General features: G+C 69.4%; 15 protein-coding genes and 1 riboswitch. Of the genes, 3 read left to right on the forward strand and 12 right to left on the reverse strand.

The features are described 5' to 3' along the window. Nucleotides 1-42: 42 nt before the first annotated feature. The 8 genes from H9651_RS03985 to H9651_RS04020 form a co-directional block, all read right to left on the reverse strand. The gene (locus tag H9651_RS03985) at nucleotides 43-2,205 is read right to left on the reverse strand and encodes an ABC transporter ATP-binding protein (RefSeq protein ID WP_191717798.1); all 2,163 of its coding nucleotides are present in this window, start codon (nucleotides 2,203-2,205) and stop codon (nucleotides 43-45) included. Further along, a complete protein-coding gene (locus H9651_RS03990) occupies nucleotides 2,168-3,100 on the reverse strand; it encodes an ABC transporter permease (RefSeq protein ID WP_225216322.1) in 933 nt (310 codons plus the stop codon). The genes H9651_RS03985 and H9651_RS03990 overlap by 38 nt, the downstream gene beginning before the upstream one ends. Nucleotides 3,101-3,102: 2 nt before the next feature. Continuing rightward, the gene (locus H9651_RS03995) at nucleotides 3,103-4,086 is read right to left on the reverse strand and encodes an ABC transporter permease (RefSeq protein WP_191717799.1); all 984 of its coding nucleotides are present in this window, start codon (nucleotides 4,084-4,086) and stop codon (nucleotides 3,103-3,105) included. A gap of 225 nt (nucleotides 4,087-4,311) precedes the next feature. Then, complete coding sequence (locus H9651_RS04000; RefSeq protein ID WP_191717800.1) at nucleotides 4,312-4,869, reverse strand: PH domain-containing protein; 558 nt, start codon at nucleotides 4,867-4,869, stop codon at nucleotides 4,312-4,314. An 11-nt stretch (nucleotides 4,870-4,880) separates the two neighbouring features. Next, on the reverse strand, nucleotides 4,881-6,566 hold the full coding sequence (locus H9651_RS04005; RefSeq protein WP_191717801.1) for a dipeptide ABC transporter ATP-binding protein: 1,686 nt from the start codon (nucleotides 6,564-6,566) through the stop codon (nucleotides 4,881-4,883). Then, the gene (locus H9651_RS04010; protein ID WP_191717802.1) at nucleotides 6,563-7,510 is read right to left on the reverse strand and encodes an ABC transporter permease; all 948 of its coding nucleotides are present in this window, start codon (nucleotides 7,508-7,510) and stop codon (nucleotides 6,563-6,565) included. Before H9651_RS04010 ends, H9651_RS04005 begins: the two co-directional genes overlap by 4 nt. Further along, the gene (locus H9651_RS04015; protein WP_191717803.1) at nucleotides 7,500-8,429 is read right to left on the reverse strand and encodes an ABC transporter permease; all 930 of its coding nucleotides are present in this window, start codon (nucleotides 8,427-8,429) and stop codon (nucleotides 7,500-7,502) included. Before H9651_RS04015 ends, H9651_RS04010 begins: the two co-directional genes overlap by 11 nt. A gap of 159 nt (nucleotides 8,430-8,588) precedes the next feature. Then, nucleotides 8,589-10,217, reverse strand: a complete 1,629-nt coding sequence (locus tag H9651_RS04020) for a peptide ABC transporter substrate-binding protein (RefSeq protein WP_191717804.1) — start codon at nucleotides 10,215-10,217, stop codon at nucleotides 8,589-8,591. 164 nt (nucleotides 10,218-10,381) lie between these two features. On the opposite strand from H9651_RS04020, the gene H9651_RS04025 reads away from it, so the two are divergent. Continuing rightward, on the forward strand, nucleotides 10,382-11,179 hold the full coding sequence (locus H9651_RS04025; RefSeq protein ID WP_404802988.1) for a CPBP family intramembrane glutamic endopeptidase: 798 nt from the start codon (nucleotides 10,382-10,384) through the stop codon (nucleotides 11,177-11,179). Nucleotides 11,180-11,409: 230 nt separating this feature from the next. Further along, entirely contained in the window at nucleotides 11,410-12,414 is a 1,005-nt protein-coding gene (locus H9651_RS04030; RefSeq protein ID WP_191717806.1) for a type IV toxin-antitoxin system AbiEi family antitoxin domain-containing protein, read from the forward strand. An 82-nt stretch (nucleotides 12,415-12,496) separates the two neighbouring features. Here H9651_RS04030 and gcvP read toward each other — a convergent pair whose 3' ends face one another. The 4 genes from gcvP to H9651_RS04050 all read right to left on the reverse strand — a co-directional run bounded on the left by gcvP (nucleotide 12,497) and on the right by H9651_RS04050 (nucleotide 18,375). After that, nucleotides 12,497-15,310: an aminomethyl-transferring glycine dehydrogenase gene (gene gcvP / locus H9651_RS04035; RefSeq protein WP_225216386.1), complete on the reverse strand. Its 2,814-nt coding sequence runs from the start codon at nucleotides 15,308-15,310 to the stop codon at nucleotides 12,497-12,499. A gap of 53 nt (nucleotides 15,311-15,363) precedes the next feature. Continuing rightward, a complete protein-coding gene (gcvH, locus tag H9651_RS04040; protein ID WP_191717808.1) occupies nucleotides 15,364-15,747 on the reverse strand; it encodes a glycine cleavage system protein GcvH in 384 nt (127 codons plus the stop codon). Nucleotides 15,748-15,771: 24 nt separating this feature from the next. Beyond that, nucleotides 15,772-16,881, reverse strand: a complete 1,110-nt coding sequence (gene gcvT, locus H9651_RS04045; RefSeq protein ID WP_191717809.1) for a glycine cleavage system aminomethyltransferase GcvT — start codon at nucleotides 16,879-16,881, stop codon at nucleotides 15,772-15,774. A 164-nt stretch (nucleotides 16,882-17,045) separates the two neighbouring features. Further along, a riboswitch (glycine riboswitch) is annotated at nucleotides 17,046-17,142 on the reverse strand. 39 nt (nucleotides 17,143-17,181) lie between these two features. Beyond that, entirely contained in the window at nucleotides 17,182-18,375 is a 1,194-nt protein-coding gene (locus H9651_RS04050) for a MarP family serine protease (RefSeq protein WP_191717810.1), read from the reverse strand. A 120-nt stretch (nucleotides 18,376-18,495) separates the two neighbouring features. On the opposite strand from H9651_RS04050, the gene H9651_RS04055 reads away from it, so the two are divergent. After that, on the forward strand, nucleotides 18,496-19,173 hold the full coding sequence (locus tag H9651_RS04055; protein WP_191717811.1) for an NUDIX hydrolase: 678 nt from the start codon (nucleotides 18,496-18,498) through the stop codon (nucleotides 19,171-19,173). Nucleotides 19,174-19,175 lie beyond the last annotated feature (2 nt).

A 19,175-nucleotide genomic window follows, 5' to 3' on the forward strand; every position in this document is an offset into this window, starting at 1 on the left:
TTGGGGCTCTTCGGCAGGGGGGACTGCTGTGCCGAAGGGGTCTCAACCGGCCTTCGCCAGTGCGGCGTCGTCCACCAGTGACGACTTGTCGACGTGATGGCAGGCGACCTGCGCCCGGCCGTGCGGCCGGAGAGCGGGATCTTCCTCGCGGCAGAGCACGCGATCCTTCTCGTCGATCAGAGCGTACAGGGGGCAGCGGGTGCGGAAGCGACACCCGGTGATCTCCTGCGTGGGGCTGGGCAGATCGCCCTGCAGCAGGATCCGGTTGCGACCCTTCTCGATCCTCGGGTCGGGGATCGGCGCGGCCGAGATGAGGGCCTTCGTGTACGGATGCCGCGGGTTGTCGAACACTTCGGCCACCGGGCCCTGCTCGATGACGGCGCCCAGGTACATCACGGCGACGTCGTCGGCGATCTGCCGGACGACCGCGAGGTCGTGGGCGACGAAGATGTACGACAGCCCGAGACGCTCCTTGAGGTCTTCGAGCAGGTTGATGACACCCGCCTGGATCGACACGTCCAGCGCCGACACCGGCTCGTCGAGCACGATGATCGACGGGTTGGTCGCCAGCGCCCGCGCGATGCCGATGCGCTGCCGCTGGCCGCCGGAGAACTCGTGCGGGTAGCGGTCGATCATCCGCGGGTCCAGCCCCACCAGTTCGAGCAGCTCCAGCGCCCGCGCGTCGCGCTGCGCCTTGGGGGCCTTCTGCACGAGGAGCGGCTCGGTGATGACCTCGCCGATGGGAAGACGGGGGTCGATGGCGCCCATCGGGTCCTGGAAGACGATCTGCACGTCGCGGCGCAGCTTCTGACGCTCGCGCTTGCTGACCGTGGCGACGTCCTTGCCCGCGATCGAGATGGTGCCGTGCTGCGGCGCGGTCATCTCCATGATCTCGAGGATCGTCGTGGTCTTGCCGCACCCCGACTCCCCCACGAGGCCCAGAGTGCGCCCGGGACGCAGCGAGAACGACACACCGTCCACGGCGCGCACGGTGCCCACGCGCCGGGGGAAGATTCCGCCCTTCATCAGCGGGAAGGCGCGCTTGAGATCGGTGACCTCGATGATCGGTGCCGAGTCCTGCTCGAGCTTCTCAACGGCCAGCGGCTCGGGCCGGGGGAAGATCTCGCCGCGCGTGATGGCACCCGAGGAGATCTCGTCGGCGCGGATGCAGGCGGCCATGTGCGGGGTCACGGCATCCGGATCGTGCGTGACCAGCGACGGCTCGATCTCGCGGCACGCGTCGATCGCGATGGGGCAGCGTGCCGCGAACGGGCAGCCGGTCGGCAGGTCCGCCAGCGACGGCGGGCGCCCCTCGAGCGGCACGAGGCGCTCCTGGCCGGCGGTGATCATGTTGGGCACCGAGCGCAGCAGACCGATCGTGTACGGCATCTGCGGCTCGTGGAAGACGCGGTCGGTCTCGCCGAGTTCGACGAGCTTGCCGGCGTACATGACCGCGACCCGGTCGGCATGACCTGCGACGACCCCGAGGTCGTGTGTGATCAGCACGACGGCGGCGCCGGTGACCTCCTGCGCCTTCTCGAGCACCTCGAGGATCTGCGCCTGGATCGTCACGTCCAGCGCCGTCGTCGGCTCGTCGGCGATGATCACCTGCGGGTCGTTGGCGATGGCCATCGCAATCATGGCGCGCTGGCGCATGCCGCCGGAGTACTCGTGCGGGAAGGCGCGGGCACGGCGGTCGGGATCGGGGATGCCGACGAGTGTCAGCAGCTCGACGGCACGGGCGCGGGCGGCGTTCTCGGAGAGCTTGCCGTCGTGCACGCGCAGCGCCTCGGCGATCTGGTCGCCGACGGAGTACACCGGGGTGAGCGCCGACAGCGGATCCTGGAACACCATGGCGAGCTTCTTGCCGCGCAGCCGCGACAGCTCGGCATCCTTCATGCCGAGGAGCGACTGCCCCTCGAGCTCGATCTCGCCGGTGATCTGCGCCGTCGACGGGAGCAGGCCCATGACAGCCAGCGACGACACCGACTTGCCCGAGCCCGACTCGCCGACGATGCCGAGGAACTCCCCCGGGTGCACGTCGTACGAGATGCCGCGCACGGCCTGCACGGGGTTGCCGTTTCGCTGCGGGAACGTGACCGTCAAGTCCCGCACCGACAGCAGCGGCGAGGAACGACGGGCGGAGGCGGGCAGGGACAGGGACGCGTCAGTCACGGTTGTTTCCTGAAGTCGGATCGATGGCATCGCGCAGGGCGTCACCGACGAGGCTGATGGCGAAGAGCAGGATGATGAGCACGCCCGCGGGGAACACGAACAGCCACGGGCGGGTGACCGCAGCCGAGGCGCCGTCGGCGAGCAGGTTGCCGAGCGAGATCTCGGGCTTCTGCACGCCGAAGCCGAAGTAGCTCAGCGACGTCTCCGCCATGATCGCGGCGACCACGCCCAGCGTGGCGTCGATGATCAGCAGCGAGGCGATGTTGGGGATGATGTGGCGGCGCAGGATGCCACCGGAGGACATGCCCATGTAGCGCGCCGCACGCACGAAGTCGCGGTTGCGCAGCGACCTGGTCTGGTTGCGCACGACCTGCGCCATGATCATCCAGCTGAACGCGGCGAGGAAGATCGTCAGCGCGAGCCACGACAGTCCCTTCACCAGCGGGCTCAGCAGCACGAAGATGTAGAACGACGGGATCACCAGCAGCAGGTGGATCATCCAGCTGAGGGTGCGGTCGGTCCAGCCGCCGATGTAGCCGGCGGCCGCGCCGATGAACGCGGCGATGAGGGTCGCGGCGGGACCGGCGATCATGCCGATGATGAGCGACTTCTGCAGGCCCGACAGCGTCTGGGCGTAGATGTCCTGCCCGATCGCGTTCGTCCCGAACCAGTGCAGCGTGGTCGGGCCCATGTTCATGTTGTAGGGATCGCGGTCGGTGGGACCGAACGGGTAGACCAGCGGCGCCACGAAGGCCATCAGCACGAGGGCGACGAAGATGCCGAACCCCACCCAGAACCGCGGCATGCGCCGCAGCCGCTGCCACACCAGCGCGGGGCGTGAGAGTGGCTTGCGGGCCAGTCCCGGTTCCTCGGCGACGCTCTCACCGGTCAGCGGCGCTTCGAGTGCTTCCTGTTGCATCGCCATGATCAGCTCCGGACTCTCGGGTCGAGGGCGGCGTAGAGGATCTCCGACAGGGTGGACGAGAACAACACCAGGATCGCGAGGAAGAGCGTGCCTCCCGCGGCGGCATTGATGTCGTTCTGCGTCACCGCCTGCAGTTGGAACTCGCCCATGCCGCGCCAGCTGAAGACGATCTCGAGCATCGCGGAGCCGGCGATCAGCGTGCCGAACGAGTACGCGAAGAACGTCGACATCGGGATGAGCGCGATGCGCACGCCGTGACGGAACAGTGCCTGGGAACGGGGCAGACCCTTGGCGCGGGCGGTGCGGATGTAGTCGGCACCCAGCACGTCGAGCATGACGTTGCGCTGGTAGCGCGAGTACGACGCCGCTCCCATCAGCACGAGCGCGATCGTCGGCAGCAGCAGGTGGATCGCCCGGTCGGCCGCCAGATCCCACCACGAGCCGTTGATGCCCGCCGAGTAGGAGCCGGTGAACCGGATGGCCTGCGTGCCGATGAGCTGGTTGAAGGCGGTGGCGGCGATCATCAGCAGCACGCCGATGACGAAGGTCGGCGTGGCGAAGACGATGTACGACGCGTAGGTCGTGATCTGGTCGCTCGCCTTGTACTGGCGCACGGCGCCCCACACACCCACGAGCACGCCGACCACGGCGCCGATGATCGAGCCGAGCAGCAGCAGCTGGAGGCTCGTCCCGGCGCGCGCGCCGATCTCGGCGACCACATCCTGGCCGCCGACGGTGACGCCCAGCGACCCCTGCGTGAACAGGTTCACGAGCCAGTCCCACAACCGCTGCAGCACCGGCACGTCAGGGCTCACGCCCATCTCGGCGAGCTTCGCGTCGATCGTCGCCTGCGGCGGGCGGGGGTTCATCCCGTAGTAGCGCTGGGCGGGATCGAGGATCACGCTGGCGAGCACATACACGAGGCACGTCGCCAGCAGGCTCAGGAAGGCGTAGTTGACGAATCGCCTCAAGACGTACAGCGTCACGGCATCGACCGCCTGATCCGAGGTGTTTCGCGCACGCTCATCGTATTTCGATCTCCCTCAACAGCTGGAAGCAGGGACCTGGCACACCGTGGCCGCCCTGGCCTTGATTCTTAGACCCTAACCCGCAGGACTCACCGCCCTGGACGTGAAAGCCGGGACTATGCAACAACGTGACAATTCTCACATGACTCGCTAAGCGGACTCGTCGCCGCCTCCCAGCCGCGATCATGCGGCCGTCGCGACGATGAACACCGCGGTCCCTGCCCAGATCGCGAGCCCTGCCAGGAGGGCGAGCGTCACCCCGTTCCACTGGTGCTGCACCGCTGCGCCCGCGCTGCCGGAATCGCGGGAGTCCTCCCACTGCTGCCGGATCAGCTCGGTGTCGCTGAAGCGCGCGGCATCGGCCTCGCCGTTGTCGCGTGCGAAGGGGCGCCGCCTCGGGGGACGCAGGCTCGGCCCCCCGAAGGCCCTCACCCGCGAACCGTCGTCGACGTGCACCGTCAGCTGCCAGCGGGTGCCGATGTCTGTGACACGACCCCACGGCACCGTCGTGCGGCGCAGGATGTTCACGACGGTGATGCCTGCGGCATCCGTCTCGACCCGCGGCTCGTACACCACGGCGTACACGACCCAGACGATGAGCAGCACCCACGGCGCCAGCAGCATGGTCTCCCCGAGACCCGCGCGCACGAGGGCATCGCCCAGGAGGAACACCGCCACGACGCCGGCGACGATCATGCTGACCGTCCCCGACGTCGAGCGGAAGATCCGCCTGTCAGGCATGCCGGACCAGCTCACGCAGCCGGTTCCGCCGTGCCCGCGCCGAGCGGGATCGAGGCGCCGGGGATGGCGTCGAGCAGGCGCCGGGTGTACTCCTCGGCCGGGTTGGCGAAGATCTCGTCGACGGTGCCCTGCTCGACGATCTTGCCCCGCTCCATGACCGACACGAAGTCGGCGACGACACGCACCACCGCGAGGTCATGCGTGATGAACAGGTAGGTGAGTCCGAGCTCGGACTGCAGGTCGGCCAGCAGCTGCAGGATCTGATCCTGCACCAGCACGTCCAGCGCCGAGACCGCTTCGTCGAGCACGACCAGGTCTGGCTTGAGCGCGAGGGCACGGGCGATGGCGACGCGCTGACGCTGCCCGCCGGACAGCTCGTTCGGGTAGCGGGATGCCAGCTCCTGCGGCAGCGCCACCTGGTCGAGCAGCTCGGCCACGCGGGCGCGACGCGATGCCGCGTCGCCGACCTTGTGCACATCGAGCGGCTCCGAGATGGTGCCGCCGATGCTGCGCAGCGGATCGAGCGATCCGTAGGGGTCCTGGAAGACCGGCTGCATGCGGCGGCGGAGCGCGAACGCCTCGCGACCGCTCAGGCGACCGACATCCATGCCGTCGATGAGGATCGAGCCGGAGGTGGCGGGCTCGAGTCCCAGCACCATCTTCGCGATCGTCGACTTGCCCGACCCCGACTCCCCCACCAGCGCCATGGTGCGCCCGCGCGGGATCTGGAACGAGACACCGTCGACGGCCCGGAACCGCTCGCTGCGGAACGAGCCCTGACGGATCTTGTACTCCTTGACGAGGTCGGTGACGACCACGGCATCCTCTGCCGTCGCCAGGTCCGCCTCGTGCTTGATGCCTCGGTCCACGGCGCTGGCCTGAATGCGCTGCGAGGCGAGGCTCGGGGCCGCCGCCACCAGACGCTGCGTGTACGGGTGCTGCGGGTTCTCGAGGATCTCCCGGCTCGGACCGGACTCGACGATCTCGCCCTGGTTCATCACCACGATCGTGTCGGCGCGCTCGGCGGCCAACCCCAGGTCATGCGTGATGAGGAGCACCGAGGTGCCCTTCTCAGCCGTGAGCGAGGCCATGTGGTCGAGGATCACGCGCTGCACCGTGACATCCAGCGCCGAGGTCGGCTCGTCGGCGATCAGCAGCTTGGGGTCGGCGGCGAGGCCGATGCTGATGAGCGCGCGCTGGCGCATACCGCCCGAGAACTGGTGCGGGAACTGGTGCAGGCGCCGCTCGGCGTCGGCCAGGCCCGCTTGCTGCAGCACCTCGATGGCGCGACGCTCGACCTCCTTGCGACCGGTGGCGATGCCGTTGGCGCGGATCGCCTCCTTCACCTGGAAGCCGATGCTCCACACCGGGTTGAGGTTGGACATCGGGTCCTGCGGCACGAAGCCGATGTCGCGGCCGCGGATGCGCTCCATCTGCGCCTTCGTGAGCGAGGTGAGGTCGGTCCCCTCGAGCACGATCGAGCCGCCGGTGACGTGTCCGGTTCCCGGCAGCAGGTTCACGATCGCCGAGGCGGTCGTGGACTTTCCCGAGCCGGATTCGCCGACGATCGCGACGGTCTCGCCGCGGTGGATGTCGAGGTCGATGCCGTGCAGCACCTCATTCGAGGTCTTGCCGGAGTCGAACGCGACCTTCAGATCGCGGATCGACAGCAGTGGCGTACGGTTCTCGGTGGTCATCGCCGTGCCCTCGCCTTCGGGTCGAGGGCGTCGCGGAGCAACTCGCCCAGGATGATGAACGCGAGCACCGTGATGGTCAACGCGATCGATGGGTAGATGAGCGCCATGGGCGCGACCCGCAGCGACGACTGGGCCTGGCTGATGTCCAGACCCCACGACATCGTGTCGCTGCCGAGCCCGACACCCAGGAACGACAGCGTTGCTTCGGCCGAGATGGCGGCGCCCAGGGTGATCGTCGCCACGACGATGACGGGAGCCATCGCGTTGGGCATGACGTGGGTGAGCAGCGTGCGGAACCGGGAGAGCCCGATGGCACGGGATGCGGTGACGAAGTCCGCCTGCCGCACCCGCAGCACCTCGGCACGGATGACGCGGGCGGTGGAAGCCCACGCGAAGCCGCCGATCGCGAAGGCGAGCACGAGCGGGGTGCGGTTCTGCGAGAACACGCTCATGATGACGATGGCCGCGAGGATGTAGGGGATCGCGAAGAAGATGTCACCGACGCGTGAGAGCACCGAGTCGAGCCAGCCGCCGTAGAAGCCGGCCAGCGCGCCCATGATGACGCCGATCACGGTGCCGATGAGCATCGCGAGGAACCCGACGAGCAGCGACGTGCGCGCCCCCCACACCAGGCGCGACCAGATGTCGCAGCCCTGGAACGTGAAGCCGAGCGGGTGCCCGGCGGTCGGACCGCCGTTGCTGTTCGCGAGGAAGCACTGGGAGTTGGGCGGGACGGGCGTGAACAGGGTCGGCCACACCGCCATCAGGACGATGACGAAGACGACGACCGCGGTCACCCAGAAAGTGGGGCGACGACGGATGTCGCGCCAGGCATCCCGCCACAGGTTGCTGGGCTTCGCGTCGACGCGCACGGCGTCGACGGTGATCTCAGTGGACTTGATGGGGGCGACGTAGTGCGTCGCGGAGAGCTGATCACTGGGCATAGCGGATCCTCGGGTCGAGCAGGCCGTAGAGCAGGTCCACGAACAGGTTGACCAAGACGTAGACGATGACGAACACGGTCACGAACGAGACGACCGTGGGACCTTCCTGGCGGATGACGGCCTGGTAGAGCGTGTTGCCGACGCCGGGCACGTTGAAGATGCCCTCGGTGACGGTCGCTCCCACCATCAGCACACCGAAGTTGGTGGCGGAGTTGGTGATGACGGGGATGAGCGAGTTGCGCAGGACGTGCACGGGGATCACGCGGCGACGCGGGAGGCCCTTGCTGTAGGCCGTGCGCACCCAGTCCTGGTTGAGCGTCTCGATCACCGACGCGCGGGTGAGGCGCATGCTCGTCGCATAGAGGCTGAGGCCGAGCACGATGGCCGGCAGCCACAGGTCCATCCAGCCGTTCTGCGCGCCGACGGTGGGTTTGAACCAGCCCAGTTGCACCCCGAGGAAGTACTGCGCGAGGAAGGCGAGCACGAACACCGGGATGGCGATGAACACCAGCGCGATCACGAGCGAGGCGTTGTCGAAGAACTTGCCCTTGCGCAGGCCCGAGACGGTGCCGATGATGATCGCGAGCACGAGCTCGATGGCGATGGCCATGACAGCCAGGCGCAGGGTCACCGGGAAGGTGCGGGCGAGGACTTCGTTGACCGGCTGGCCGGAGAACGAGACGCCGAAGTCGCCCTGGAAGACGCCGGTGATGTAGTAGAAGTACTGCACGATGAACGGGTCGTTCAGGTGGTACTGGTCGCGGATCTCCTTCAGCAGCGCCGGGTTGGGCGTGCGGTCGCCGAAGAGGGCGAGGATCGGGTCGCCGGGCATGGCGAAGACCATGAAGTAGATGAGCAGGGTGGCGCCGAAGAACACCGGGATGACCTGCAACACACGTCTGAGGATGTAACCGAGCACGAACGCTCTCCCTCTGAGTTTGGGGAGCCACGTCGCCGCGAGTGGCGGCGGGGGCTGCTGCGTGGGCGGCCGCGGTCTCGGGTGGGGCGCGGCCGGTGTGGGAACAGCCCGCGAGGCGGTGACATTTCGTCACCGCCTCGCGAGTGAGATCACTCGAGGTTACTCGGCCTTGGTGATCAGGTGGAACAGCGGCACCGAGTTCCAGCCGAACTCGACGTTCTGCACGTTCTCGGAGTAGCCACCGGTCACGTTGGAGTACCACAGCGGCACGGCCGGCAGGTCCTTCAGCAGCACCGACTGGGCCTCGGAGAACAGCGCGTTGGCTTCCTCGGCGTCGGTGGCGGAGATGCCGTCGGTCAGCAGCTGGTCGAACTCGGCGCTGGAGTAGTCGCCATCGTTCGAGCCGGCGTTGGTCGCGTACAGCGGGCCCAGGAAGTTGTACAGCCCCGGGTAGTCCGCCTGCCAGCCGGAGCGGAACGCGGTGGTGATCGTGCGGTTGTTCACGAGCTCACGCAGTTCGGCGAACGTGGCGTACGGAGCACCCGACGCCTCGATACCGAGCGTGTTCTTCAGCGAGTTGGAAACCGCGTCGACCCACTGGTCGTGGCCGCCGTCGGAGTTGTAGCCGATCTGGAAGGTACCTTCCCACGGCGCGATCGCGTCGGCCTCGGCCCACAGCTCGGCTGCGGCCTCGGGGTTGTACTCCAGCACCTCGGCGCCCTCGAGCGAGTCCGACCAGCCGTCGATGACGGGAGAGGTGAAGTCGCTCGCGGGGGTGCGGCTGCCCTGGAAGATCGTCTCGGTGATCTCGTCACGGTTGATGGCCATCGAGATCGCCTGACGGCGGAGCGTGCCCTCCTCGCCGCTGAAGTGCGGGAGGTTCTGCGGGATGGTGAACGACTGGAAGATGGCAGCCGCCTGGTTCACGGCGCGGTCGCCGAGGTCCGACTCGAAGGAAGCCATGGCCGACGGCGGGATGACGTCGATCACGTCGACCTCGTTGCCGAGCAGGTCCGCGTATGCGGCATCCGCGGTCGAGTAGATCTTGACCGTGAGGCCACCGTTCTGTGCCTGACGCACGCCCTGGTAGTCCTCGTTCTTGACGAGGTCGATCTGCACGTCGTGCTGCCACGCGTCTTCACCGGCGAACATGTAGGGGCCGTTGCCGACGGGGTTCTGGCCGAACGCCTCGATGTCCTCGAACGCGACCTCGGGCAGCGGGTAGAACGCCGAGTAGCCCAGGCGCACGGCGAAGTCAGACGCCGGCTTGTTGAGCGCGATGGTGAACGTGTAGTCGTCCACCATCTCCAGGCCGGTCAGCTCCGAGTCCTCGTCCCAGCTGAAGCCTTCGATGTCTTCGAAGAAGTAGCTGTTGGCGTGGGCGTTGGACAGCAGCGCGCCGTAGTTCCACGCGTCGATGAAGTTGTCGGCGGTGACTTCTTCACCGTCGGTGAAGGTCTGGCCTTCCTTGATCTTGATCGTGAGGTTCTGCGGGTCGTCGATCGTGATCGACTCCGCCATGTCGTTGACCGGGGTGCCGTCGGCCTCGTACGACACCAGACCGGCGAAGATCGCGTCGAGGATCTGGCCACCGCCGACCTCGTTGGTCATGGTGGGAACCAGCGGGTTCTCGGGCTCGGTGCCGTTGGTGGTGATGATGGCCGCCGAGGCGCCGGCGTCGCCGGTTTCATCGGCGTTGCCGCTGTCGCCACCGGCGCAGCCGGAGAGCGCGAACGCGCCCACCGTCAGCAGCGCCAGGCCGGCGAAGGCAGTCTTGTTGCGCTTCACTTTTCCTCCTGTGCAGGGGTAGATGCGACCGGGGCAACACGAGGCGTGGCCGGTCACACGGGATGGAGGTAACGATAGGCAACGTCGACGCCCTGATCACAACTGGTGGCCAAAGCGTTACATGCTCTTTACTCAACGGGGTCGAAATGTGGCAATCTGACAACGTGACCGCTCCCAGTCCGGCTCCCGGTGATGCATTCTGCGCGAACCGCGCGCGACTGCGCTGGGAGATCACCATCGTGCTGGCGATCACGCTGGGCCAATCGGCCCTGTATTCAGTGCTGTCGCTCATCCGACGGGTGCTCTCCCCCACTCCCCTCGGACAGCAGCAGACACAGCTGAACCCGTCCCGCGACGCTGCGGCGGCGTGGGATGCGCTCTACCAACTCCTGGACATCGTGTTCGACCTCGCTCTCGTGGCGCTCGTGGTCTACCTGCTGTGGGAGCCGGGGGTCAACGCCCTCCGGCGCATCGGGCTCGACTTCACGAGGTTCGGGCGCGACGTGGGGCTCGGCGTCGCCGTCACCGCCGTCATCGGCATCCCGGGTCTGGCGCTGTACGCCGTCGGGCGCATGCTCGGGTTCTCGGTCGCGGTCGTCGCCTCCCCTCTGGATGCCGCGTGGTGGACCGTTCCGATCCTCCTGTTCGCCGCGGTGCGCGCGGCGCTGCTGGAGGAGGTCATCATGCTCGGGTGGCTGTACGACCGGCTGCGCCGCCTTGGGTGGGGGTGGTGGCCGATCATCCTGTCATCGGCCGCGCTGCGCGGGGCTTACCACGCGTATCAGGGGTTCGGCGGCATGCTCGGAAACTTCGTGATGGGGATCGTCTTCGGCTGGTGCTACCGCCGGTGGGGCCGGGTGATGCCGCTGGTGGTGGCCCACACGATCCTCGACATCGTGTCGTTCCTCGGCTACCCCCTCGCCGCCGCCCTCTGGCCCACCGTCTTCGCCCCCGTCGCCTGACCCCTTTCCCGCGCCGCGCCCTCCCCCGCTGAGACGAATACCGACGGACGAGACGGCGGGTGCGGCCCAGGTTCTCGTCCGTCCACATTCGTCTCACCGGCGGGGAGGGGGGTGACGTTGTGCGCGGGGAGGGCGGCGGCGACTACTGCACAGGCGGCGGACGGCGGCGATCGTCCACGAATCGGGATGTGTGCGGCACGCGGGGGCCGGGATCCCGGCAGGGTGGGCGGATGCCGCTCTTGCTCACCGGCCTGCTGCCGACCCCCACCCCGCTGCTCCGGACCGCCGAAGTCCCGCACCCTGAACGCGCGATGGCTCGCGGCGAACTCGTGCGCGTTCGGCAAGGTGTGTATGCGCCCACCGACCTATGGCGGAGCCTCGCGCCGTGGGACAGATACCTCGCACGCGTGCACGCCGTCGCGCTGAAGTATCCGAATGCCGTCTTTTCCCACGACTCGGCAGCAGCGCTGCTGGGGCTGCCTGTCTTCGGGGATCCTGTGGTCGTCCACCTTCTGGAGGACCCGCTCGGTCGCTCGCGACTTGCCGGCGGCATTCGCGTCCACACCCACACCGGCGACCGCGAGATCCTCGCGGTCGGCGGGCTGCTCATCACCGGGATCCTGGACACCGCCGTGGACACGGCACGGTCGCGGCATCGCGCGATCGGCCTCTCGATGGCGGATGCCGCCTTGCGTGCCGACCCGTCGCTCAGCGCGGCCGCACTGCAGGCGGGCAACGAGCGGCGTGTCAGCAAGCGCGGTCGTGCCATCGCGCGCTGGTCGCTGGCACGCCCGAACGGTCTGGCCGAGTCGCCGCTCGAGAGCGTCAGCCGTGCTGTCGCGGAATGGCTCGGGTTTCCGGGGCCCGTGCTGCAGATGCGCTTCCCCACCACCGACGGCGGTCACGATCGAAGCGACCTGGTGTGGGAGCAGGCATCGGTGGCCGGCGAATGCGACGGCGGGCTGAAGTACGACGGTCGTTTCGGCCACGCCGAGGTCGTCCAAGCCCGGCAGAGGGAGCGGGATGCGCGGCTGCGTCGCCACGTGCGGACGGTCGTTCACTGGGGTTGGCGCGACACGGTGCTCGCCACGCCGCTGCGCGACATCCTGACCGGCGCGGGCTTGCGCCCCACCGCTCGCGAGGACACCGCCGCACTGTTCTCGCTCCGCCGGGCCCTCGCCCCGACCCTCCCGCCCACCGGCGAGACGAATGCCGACGGCCGAGACCGCGGGTGATACCCACTGTCTCGGCCGTCAGTATTCGTCTCAGCGAGAGATCGCGGCGCGGCGGCGGCGCGGCGCGGCGCGGCGCGCGCGGCTAGGCGAAGGCCTCGGGCGGGGGGCAGGCGCAGACGAGGTTGCGGTCGCCGTAGGCGTTGTCGATCCGGCGCACGGGGGGCCAGTACTTCGTGCGCACCTGCGATGGCACGGGGTAGACCGCCTCCTCGCGCGAGTACGGGTGCGACCACTCGCCCGCGACCACCGACTGGGCGGTGTGCGGCGCGTTCACGAGCGGGTTGTCGGATGCCGGCCACTTCCCGGCCGCCACGGCGTGCGCCTCGGCGTGGATCGCGATCATCGCCTCGATGAACCGCTCGATCTCGGCCAGGTCCTCCGACTCGGTCGGCTCCACCATCAGCGTTCCCGCGACCGGGAACGACATCGTCGGGGCGTGGAAGCCGTAGTCGATGAGCCGCTTGGCGACGTCGTCGACCGTGATCCCGGTGGCCTCGCGCAGGGGCCGCAGATCCAGGATGCACTCGTGCGCCACGAGCCCGCCCTCCCCCGCGTACAGCACGGGGTAGTGCGCGCGCAGCCGCGCGGCGATGTAGTTCGCTGCCAGCACCGCGGCGCCGGTCGCCTCGCGCAGACCCTCCGCGCCCATCATCCGCACATAAGCCCACGAGATCGGCAGAATGGATGCCGACCCGTACGGCGCTGCCGAGACCGGTCCGCCGTCGAAGACGAACCCGCCGGCGTGGTCGGCGCGCTGCGACAGCGGGTGCGAGGGCAGATACGGCGCGAGGTGCGCCTTCGCCGCCACCGGACCCACACCGGGGCCGCCCCCACCGTGCGGGATCGCGAACGTCTTGTGCAGGTTCAGGTGCGACACGTCGCCGCCCAGGTCCCCGAAACGGGCGAAGCCGAGCAGCGCGTTGAGGTTCGCGCCGTCGACGTACACCTGGCCGCCGGCGTCGTGCACGGCCTGCGTGATCTCCAGCACATCGTGCTCGTAGACGCCGTGGGTCGAGGGGTAGGTGATCATGAGCGCCGCGAGCCGGTCGGCGTGCGCGGCGATCTTCGCCCGCAGGTCGGCGAGCTCCACGTTCCCCGCCTCGTCGCAGGCGACCACGACGACCGACATGCCGGCGAGCACGGCGGATGCCGCGTTGGTGCCGTGTGCCGACGACGGGATGAGGCACACCGTGCGTTCGTGGTCGCCGTTGGCGCGGTGGAAGCCGCGGATCGCGAGGAGTCCCGCGAGCTCCCCCTGCGAACCGGCGTTGGGTTGCAGCGACACGGCGTCGTACCCGGTGACCTCCGCCAGCCACGTCTCGAGCTGCTCGATCATCGCGAGGTACCCGGCGACGTCGTCGGCCGGGGCGAACGGGTGCACGCGCGAGAACTCGGGCCACGACACCGCCGCCATCTCGGTCGCGGCGTTGAGCTTCATCGTGCAGGAGCCGAGCGGGATCATGCCCCGATCCAGCGCATAGTCGCGGTCGGCGAGCTGCTTGAGGTAGCGCATCATCGCCGTCTCGGAGTGGTGCGTGTTGAACACGGGGTGCTCGAGGTAACCCTCGGTGCGGTGCAGCGAGTCCGCCACGGCGGCCAGCGGCTGCGCGTCGGCGACGGCGAGCTCGGCGCCCGGTTCTTCGACCGCACCGAACGCCCACGCCACGGCAGCGAGGTCGGCAGCGGTCGTGGTCTCGTCCACCGACACCCCGACCGAGGCGTCGTCGGCCCAGAACAGCTGGTAGCCGCGCGAGCGCGCCCGCTCGACGATACGGCCGGCGTCGCCGGGCACGTGCACGCGAAGGGTGTCGAAGACCGCGTCGGATGCCAGTGTCAGCCCGTATCCGCGCAGTTCGGTCGCGAGCGCCTCGGTCTTCTGCGCGACCTCGGTCGCGATGCGGCGCAGGCCCCCGGGACCGTGGTAGACGGCGTACATCGAGGCCATCACGGCCAGCAGCACCTGCGCGGTGCAGATGTTCGACGTCGCCTTCTCGCGGCGGATGTGCTGCTCGCGGGTCTGCAGCGCCAGGCGGTAGGCGGGGTGCCCGGCGGCATCCTGCGAGACGCCGACGAGTCGCCCGGGAAGTTGACGCTCGAGGCCCGTACGCACGGCCATGTATCCGGCGTGCGGACCACCGAAGCCCAGCGGCACGCCGAAGCGCTGGGTCGTGCCCACCGCGATGTCGGCGCCGAGCGACCCGGGCGAACGCAGCAGCGTGAGCGCCAGCAGGTCGGCCGCGACGACGACGAGTCCGCCCTGTGCGTGCACGGCGGTGATGACCTCGCTCGGATCCCACACGCGCCCCGTGGCACCGGGGTACTGCACGAAGGCGCCGAACACCTCGTCGCCGTCGGGCAGGCCCGCGGCGTAGTCGGTCTCGACGATGCGGATGCCCAGCGCCTCGGCGCGGTGACGCAGCAGCGCCTTGGTCTGCGGCAGCGCGTCGGCGTCGACGACGAACACGTTCGACGCCCCCTTGCAGGCGCGACGCGCGACGAGCATGCCCTCCACGACCGCGGTCGACTCGTCGAGCATCGACGCGTTCGCGGTGGCGAGCCCGGTGAGGTCGGTGACCATCGTCTGGAAGTTGATGAGCGCCTCCAGGCGCCCCTGCGAGATCTCCGGCTGGTACGGCGTGTAGGCGGTATACCACGACGGGTTCTCGAAGACGTTGCGCTGGATGACCGCCGGGGTGTGGGTGTCGTAGTAGCCCAGTCCGATCATGGGCTTCGCGGTGCGGTTGGCGCCGGCGAGCTCGCGCAGTTCCCGCAGTGCCTCGTCCTCACTGGCCGCGGCCGGGATGTCGCTCGTCGTCCGCGGCTGCGCGTGGATCGACGCCGGCACCGCGCGCTCGACGAGGGCGGCGACCGAGTCGTAGCCGAGGGTGTCGAGCATCTGCCGCTGGGCGGCGGCATCGGTGCCGATGTGCCGCGCGGTGAAGGGCGCGCTCACGCCTCGCCGCCGGTGAGCGCGAGGTATCCGTCGCGGGCGAAGGCGCCCTCGACCGATGCCGACTCGACGCGCACCTTGATCAGCCAGCCGTCGCCGAACGCATCGGCGTTGACGGCGGAGGGGTCCTCGACGACGGCGTCGTTGATCTCGATCACCTCGCCGGTGAGCGGGGCGTAGAGCTCGCCGACCGACTTGGTCGACTCGATCTCGCCGCACACCTGCCCGGCGGTGACGGTGGCGCCGACGGCGGGCAGATCGACGAACACGACATCGCCCAGCTGCTCGGCGGCGTAGTCGGTGATGCCGATCGTCACGGTGTCGCCGTCGACGGCGATCCACTCGTGCTCGGCGGTGTAGAGAAGGCTGGTGAGGTCGGCCATGATGTCTGCTCCCGAGGGTCTGTGTTACTGGGCGCGCCGGTAGAACGGCAGCGCGGTCACGGTGACGGGCAGGCGGGTGCCGCGCACGTCGATGGTCAGGGGGGTGCCGGCGGAAGCGACCGCCGGGGACACGAACGCCAGGGCGATCGGATGCCCGAGGGTGGGACTGAGCGCGCCGCTGGTGATCTCCCCCACCGCGGTGTCGCCGTCGTAGACGGCGTAGCCCGCGCGTCCGGCGCGCTTGCCGTCGCCCACGAGGCCCACGAGGACGGGGGCGGAGCCGGCGACCACGGTCCCCAGGCCCGACTTGCCGACGAAGTCGTCTTTGTCGACGGCGACGACGCGGCCCAGTCCCGCCTGCGCGGGCACGATGTCGAGCGAGAGTTCGTGGCCGTACAGCGGCATGCCCGCCTCGAGGCGCAGCGTGTCGCGGGCGGCGAGCCCGGCGGGCACGAGCCCGAGCGGCGTGCCTGCCGCCAGCAGCGCGTCCCAGAGCGCCCCGGCGACGGGGTGCGGCACGAGCAGTTCGAAGCCGTCCTCGCCGGTGTAACCGGTGCGGGCGACCAGCAGCGGCGCGCCCTCGAACTCGCCCCGCGTCGCGGCGTAGTAGGGCAGTTCCGCGAGCGGGCGGTGCAGGCCCGTGATGCCGGAGGTGGCTTCGAGGATGCCGCGGGCGGCGGGGCCCTGCACGGCGACGAGCGCGTAGTCGTCGGTGACGTCGACGACGGCGACGTCGAAGCCGTCGGCGCGCTCGGCGAACGCCTGCGCGACGGCATCGCGGTTGCCGGCGTTGGCGATGACGAGGTAGCCGGTCTCCTCGAGGCGGTAGACGATGACGTCGTCGATGATCCCGCCCGCTTCGGCGAGCACGAGCGAGTACTTCGCCTTGCCCAGAGCCATGGTCGACAGCCGCCCGGCGAGCGCGTAGTCCAGGAACGCACCGGCGTCGGCGCCGTCGACGGTGAATTCCGCCATGTGCGAGATGTCGAACAGGCCCGCCGCCTCGCGCACCGCACGGTGCTCGGCGAGGTCTGACGAGTAGCGCACCGGCATGAGCCAGCCGCCGAAGTCGGTGAACGCCGCGCCGAGGGCTTCGTGGCGGTCGTGCAGAGTCGTGGAGCGGGGTGCGGTCATGAGTTCTCCCGAGATCGAACGGGCAGACGCCGGGACCGACGTCTGAGAACTCCCCCTCTGTCATGGGCCTGAGAGTTTCACGCCGGCACCCGTGGGATGCCGCCGCTTTCACCGTCGGCGGACCCGGGTGCCAAGGCGCGCACGGATCGCTTTCCAGAGTGGCCCAGACCTGCGCGGTACGCGTACCTGAGAGATTGGCGGGGAGGCTTGCTCCTTCGGTGTCCGGCACACGAGGTGTCGGAGCTCTCCCGCGAGGGTCGTCGGGCCGATATCGACTTGTCCGGCAAGCATAGCCGCGCGTCAGTCCGCGCAGGAACCCGATGACACCCGTGCGGTCAGAGCGGGAGCCTGCGCGACGACCGGCGCGAACTCGGCCGGAGTCACCGCGTACCCCACGTCCTCCCCCGACTGCGCGCGAGCGAACACGACACCCGCCACGTCGCCGGCGGCGTTGAGCAGCGGTCCGCCGGAGTTGCCGGGGCGCACGGCGGCGGCGAGCGCGTAGATGTCGCGGGGCGCCGAGGTGGTGTCGGTGATGTCGGGCACGTCCACGACCCCCACCGACAGCACGCGGGCACCGGTCATCGTGAACGGGCCGCCGTAGGGGTAGCCCTGCACGACGGCGTCCTCCCCCGTCGCGAGCGCGGCGGCCACGGTCAGCGGGGCGACGTCGAGGTCGTCCACCGCGATGACGGCGAGGTCGTCGACGGGGTCGAAGTACACGATGCGGCCCTGTCGCGACATACCGCCGGGCAGCTCCACCACGGGGTCGGTCACTCCCGCCACCACGTGCGCGTTCGTCATGATGCGGTCATCGGCCGCGACGAAACCCGAACCGGTCGAACTCGTGCCGCAGGCGTACGCGACGCCCGAGATACGGGCCACCGACTGGGCGGCCTCGTTGAGCACGGGATCGTCCAGCGCCACCTCAGGGGCGGGGGCGCCGGGGTCCACGACCATGCCCGGCCCGAACAGATTGCCGAGCGACGGCAGGCCTTCCTCCAGAAAGGCGCCGCGCACCTGTGCGAGGGCGGCATCCACCGGCGGGGGTGTGAGGGCGTCGATGGCGCGCACCACGCGCGATGATGCCACGGCGGCCGACAGGTGAGGGATGCCGGCGACGACGACGGTCTGCGCGACGAGCGAGATCGCGAGCCCCGCGACGGCGACGCTGAGCGCGCCGCCGAGGAGGCGTTCGAGCCATCCCAGGCGGATGCGCACGACGCCGCGTCGTCCGGCCGAACCGACGGCAGAACCGGCGACCGCCGCCCCGGCCACGAGCACGATCGAGCCGATCACCACCGCGATGCCGCGCCACGCCGGCGAGGGGAACACGTCGCCGAGCACCGGCAGCACCATCGGCACCACCCAGTACGCCACGAGAGCGCCCAGAGTCAGTCCGATGAGCGCGCCGAGCGCGGCCAGCAGCCCGCTGCGCAGCCCCAGCAGCAACGCCAGCAGCAGCACCGCGATCACCACGATGTCGACGATCATCGGCACGACCTCCCTGTGCGCGACAGCGTAGGCGACCCGCCTGTGATCCCCCCGGCGCGGCAGATCGCTTGCACTTCAGGTCAGAGTGACATTAAGATCGCGGCACGAGTTAGGGTCACAATGACACGAACATCCGACATCCGCGTGGCGGTCTCCACGGTGATCTTCAGCCTGCGCCGCCTGGCCTCAGGCGACGGCGCCGCGGTCGTGCTCCCGCTCGTCAAGCGCACCCGCGACCCCTTCGAAGGACTCTGGGCGCTGCCGGGAGGCTGGCTCGGCACGGACGAGAATCTCGATGCCGCGGCCGCCCGCACCCTCGCCGAGACCACCGGACTCGCGCCCAGCTACCTCGAGCAGCTGTACGCGTTCGGGGCGGTGGACCGCTCCCCCAGCCGCGTGGTCTCGATCGTGTACTGGGCGCTCGTGCGTCCCGACGAGGCCGAGGCCGCGCACGCCCAGCACAACGTCGCCTGGTTCGATGCGGCATCCCTCCCCACCCTCGCGTTCGACCACAACCAGATCGTCGACTACGCACTGTGGCGCCTGCGCAACAAGGTGGGTTACAGCCGTATCGCGCACGGCCTGCTGCCGGCGGAGTTCACCCTCGCGGAGCTGCGCGAGGTCTACGAGGCGATCCTCGGCAAGCGCCTGGACCCGGCCAACTTCCGTCGCCAGGTGGAGAACTCCGCCACCCTCATCCCCACCGACCAGTTCCGCACCGGCAGTCACCGGCCGGCACGGCTGTACCGGTACGACCACGAAGTCGAGCTCGCCGACCGCGGCCCGCTCTCGCGCTGAAG

It is taken from the genome of Microbacterium pullorum, from assembly GCF_014836535.1.
Classification (GTDB): Bacteria; Actinomycetota; Actinomycetes; order Actinomycetales; family Microbacteriaceae; genus Microbacterium; species Microbacterium pullorum.

What these genes read in the sequence shown, in the direction of transcription:
- H9651_RS03985 (WP_191717798.1), bottom strand. Translation starts at nt 2,205, where the DNA reads ATGCCATCGATCCGACTTCAGGAAACAACCGTGACTGACGCGTCCCTG.
- H9651_RS03990 (WP_225216322.1), bottom strand. Translation starts at nt 3,100, where the DNA reads ATGGCGATGCAACAGGAAGCACTCGAAGCGCCGCTGACCGGTGAGAGC.
- H9651_RS04000 (WP_191717800.1), bottom strand. Translation starts at nt 4,869, where the DNA reads ATGCCTGACAGGCGGATCTTCCGCTCGACGTCGGGGACGGTCAGCATG.
- H9651_RS04005 (WP_191717801.1), bottom strand. Translation starts at nt 6,566, where the DNA reads ATGACCACCGAGAACCGTACGCCACTGCTGTCGATCCGCGATCTGAAG.
- H9651_RS04010 (WP_191717802.1), bottom strand. Translation starts at nt 7,510, where the DNA reads ATGCCCAGTGATCAGCTCTCCGCGACGCACTACGTCGCCCCCATCAAG.
- H9651_RS04030 (WP_191717806.1), top strand. Translation starts at nt 11,410, where the DNA reads ATGCCGCTCTTGCTCACCGGCCTGCTGCCGACCCCCACCCCGCTGCTC.
- gcvP (WP_225216386.1), bottom strand. Translation starts at nt 15,310, where the DNA reads ATGCTCGACACCCTCGGCTACGACTCGGTCGCCGCCCTCGTCGAGCGC.
- gcvH (WP_191717808.1), bottom strand. Translation starts at nt 15,747, where the DNA reads ATGGCCGACCTCACCAGCCTTCTCTACACCGCCGAGCACGAGTGGATC.
- gcvT (WP_191717809.1), bottom strand. Translation starts at nt 16,881, where the DNA reads ATGACCGCACCCCGCTCCACGACTCTGCACGACCGCCACGAAGCCCTC.
- H9651_RS04050 (WP_191717810.1), bottom strand. Translation starts at nt 18,375, where the DNA reads ATGATCGTCGACATCGTGGTGATCGCGGTGCTGCTGCTGGCGTTGCTG.
- H9651_RS04055 (WP_191717811.1), top strand. Translation starts at nt 18,496, where the DNA reads ATGACACGAACATCCGACATCCGCGTGGCGGTCTCCACGGTGATCTTC.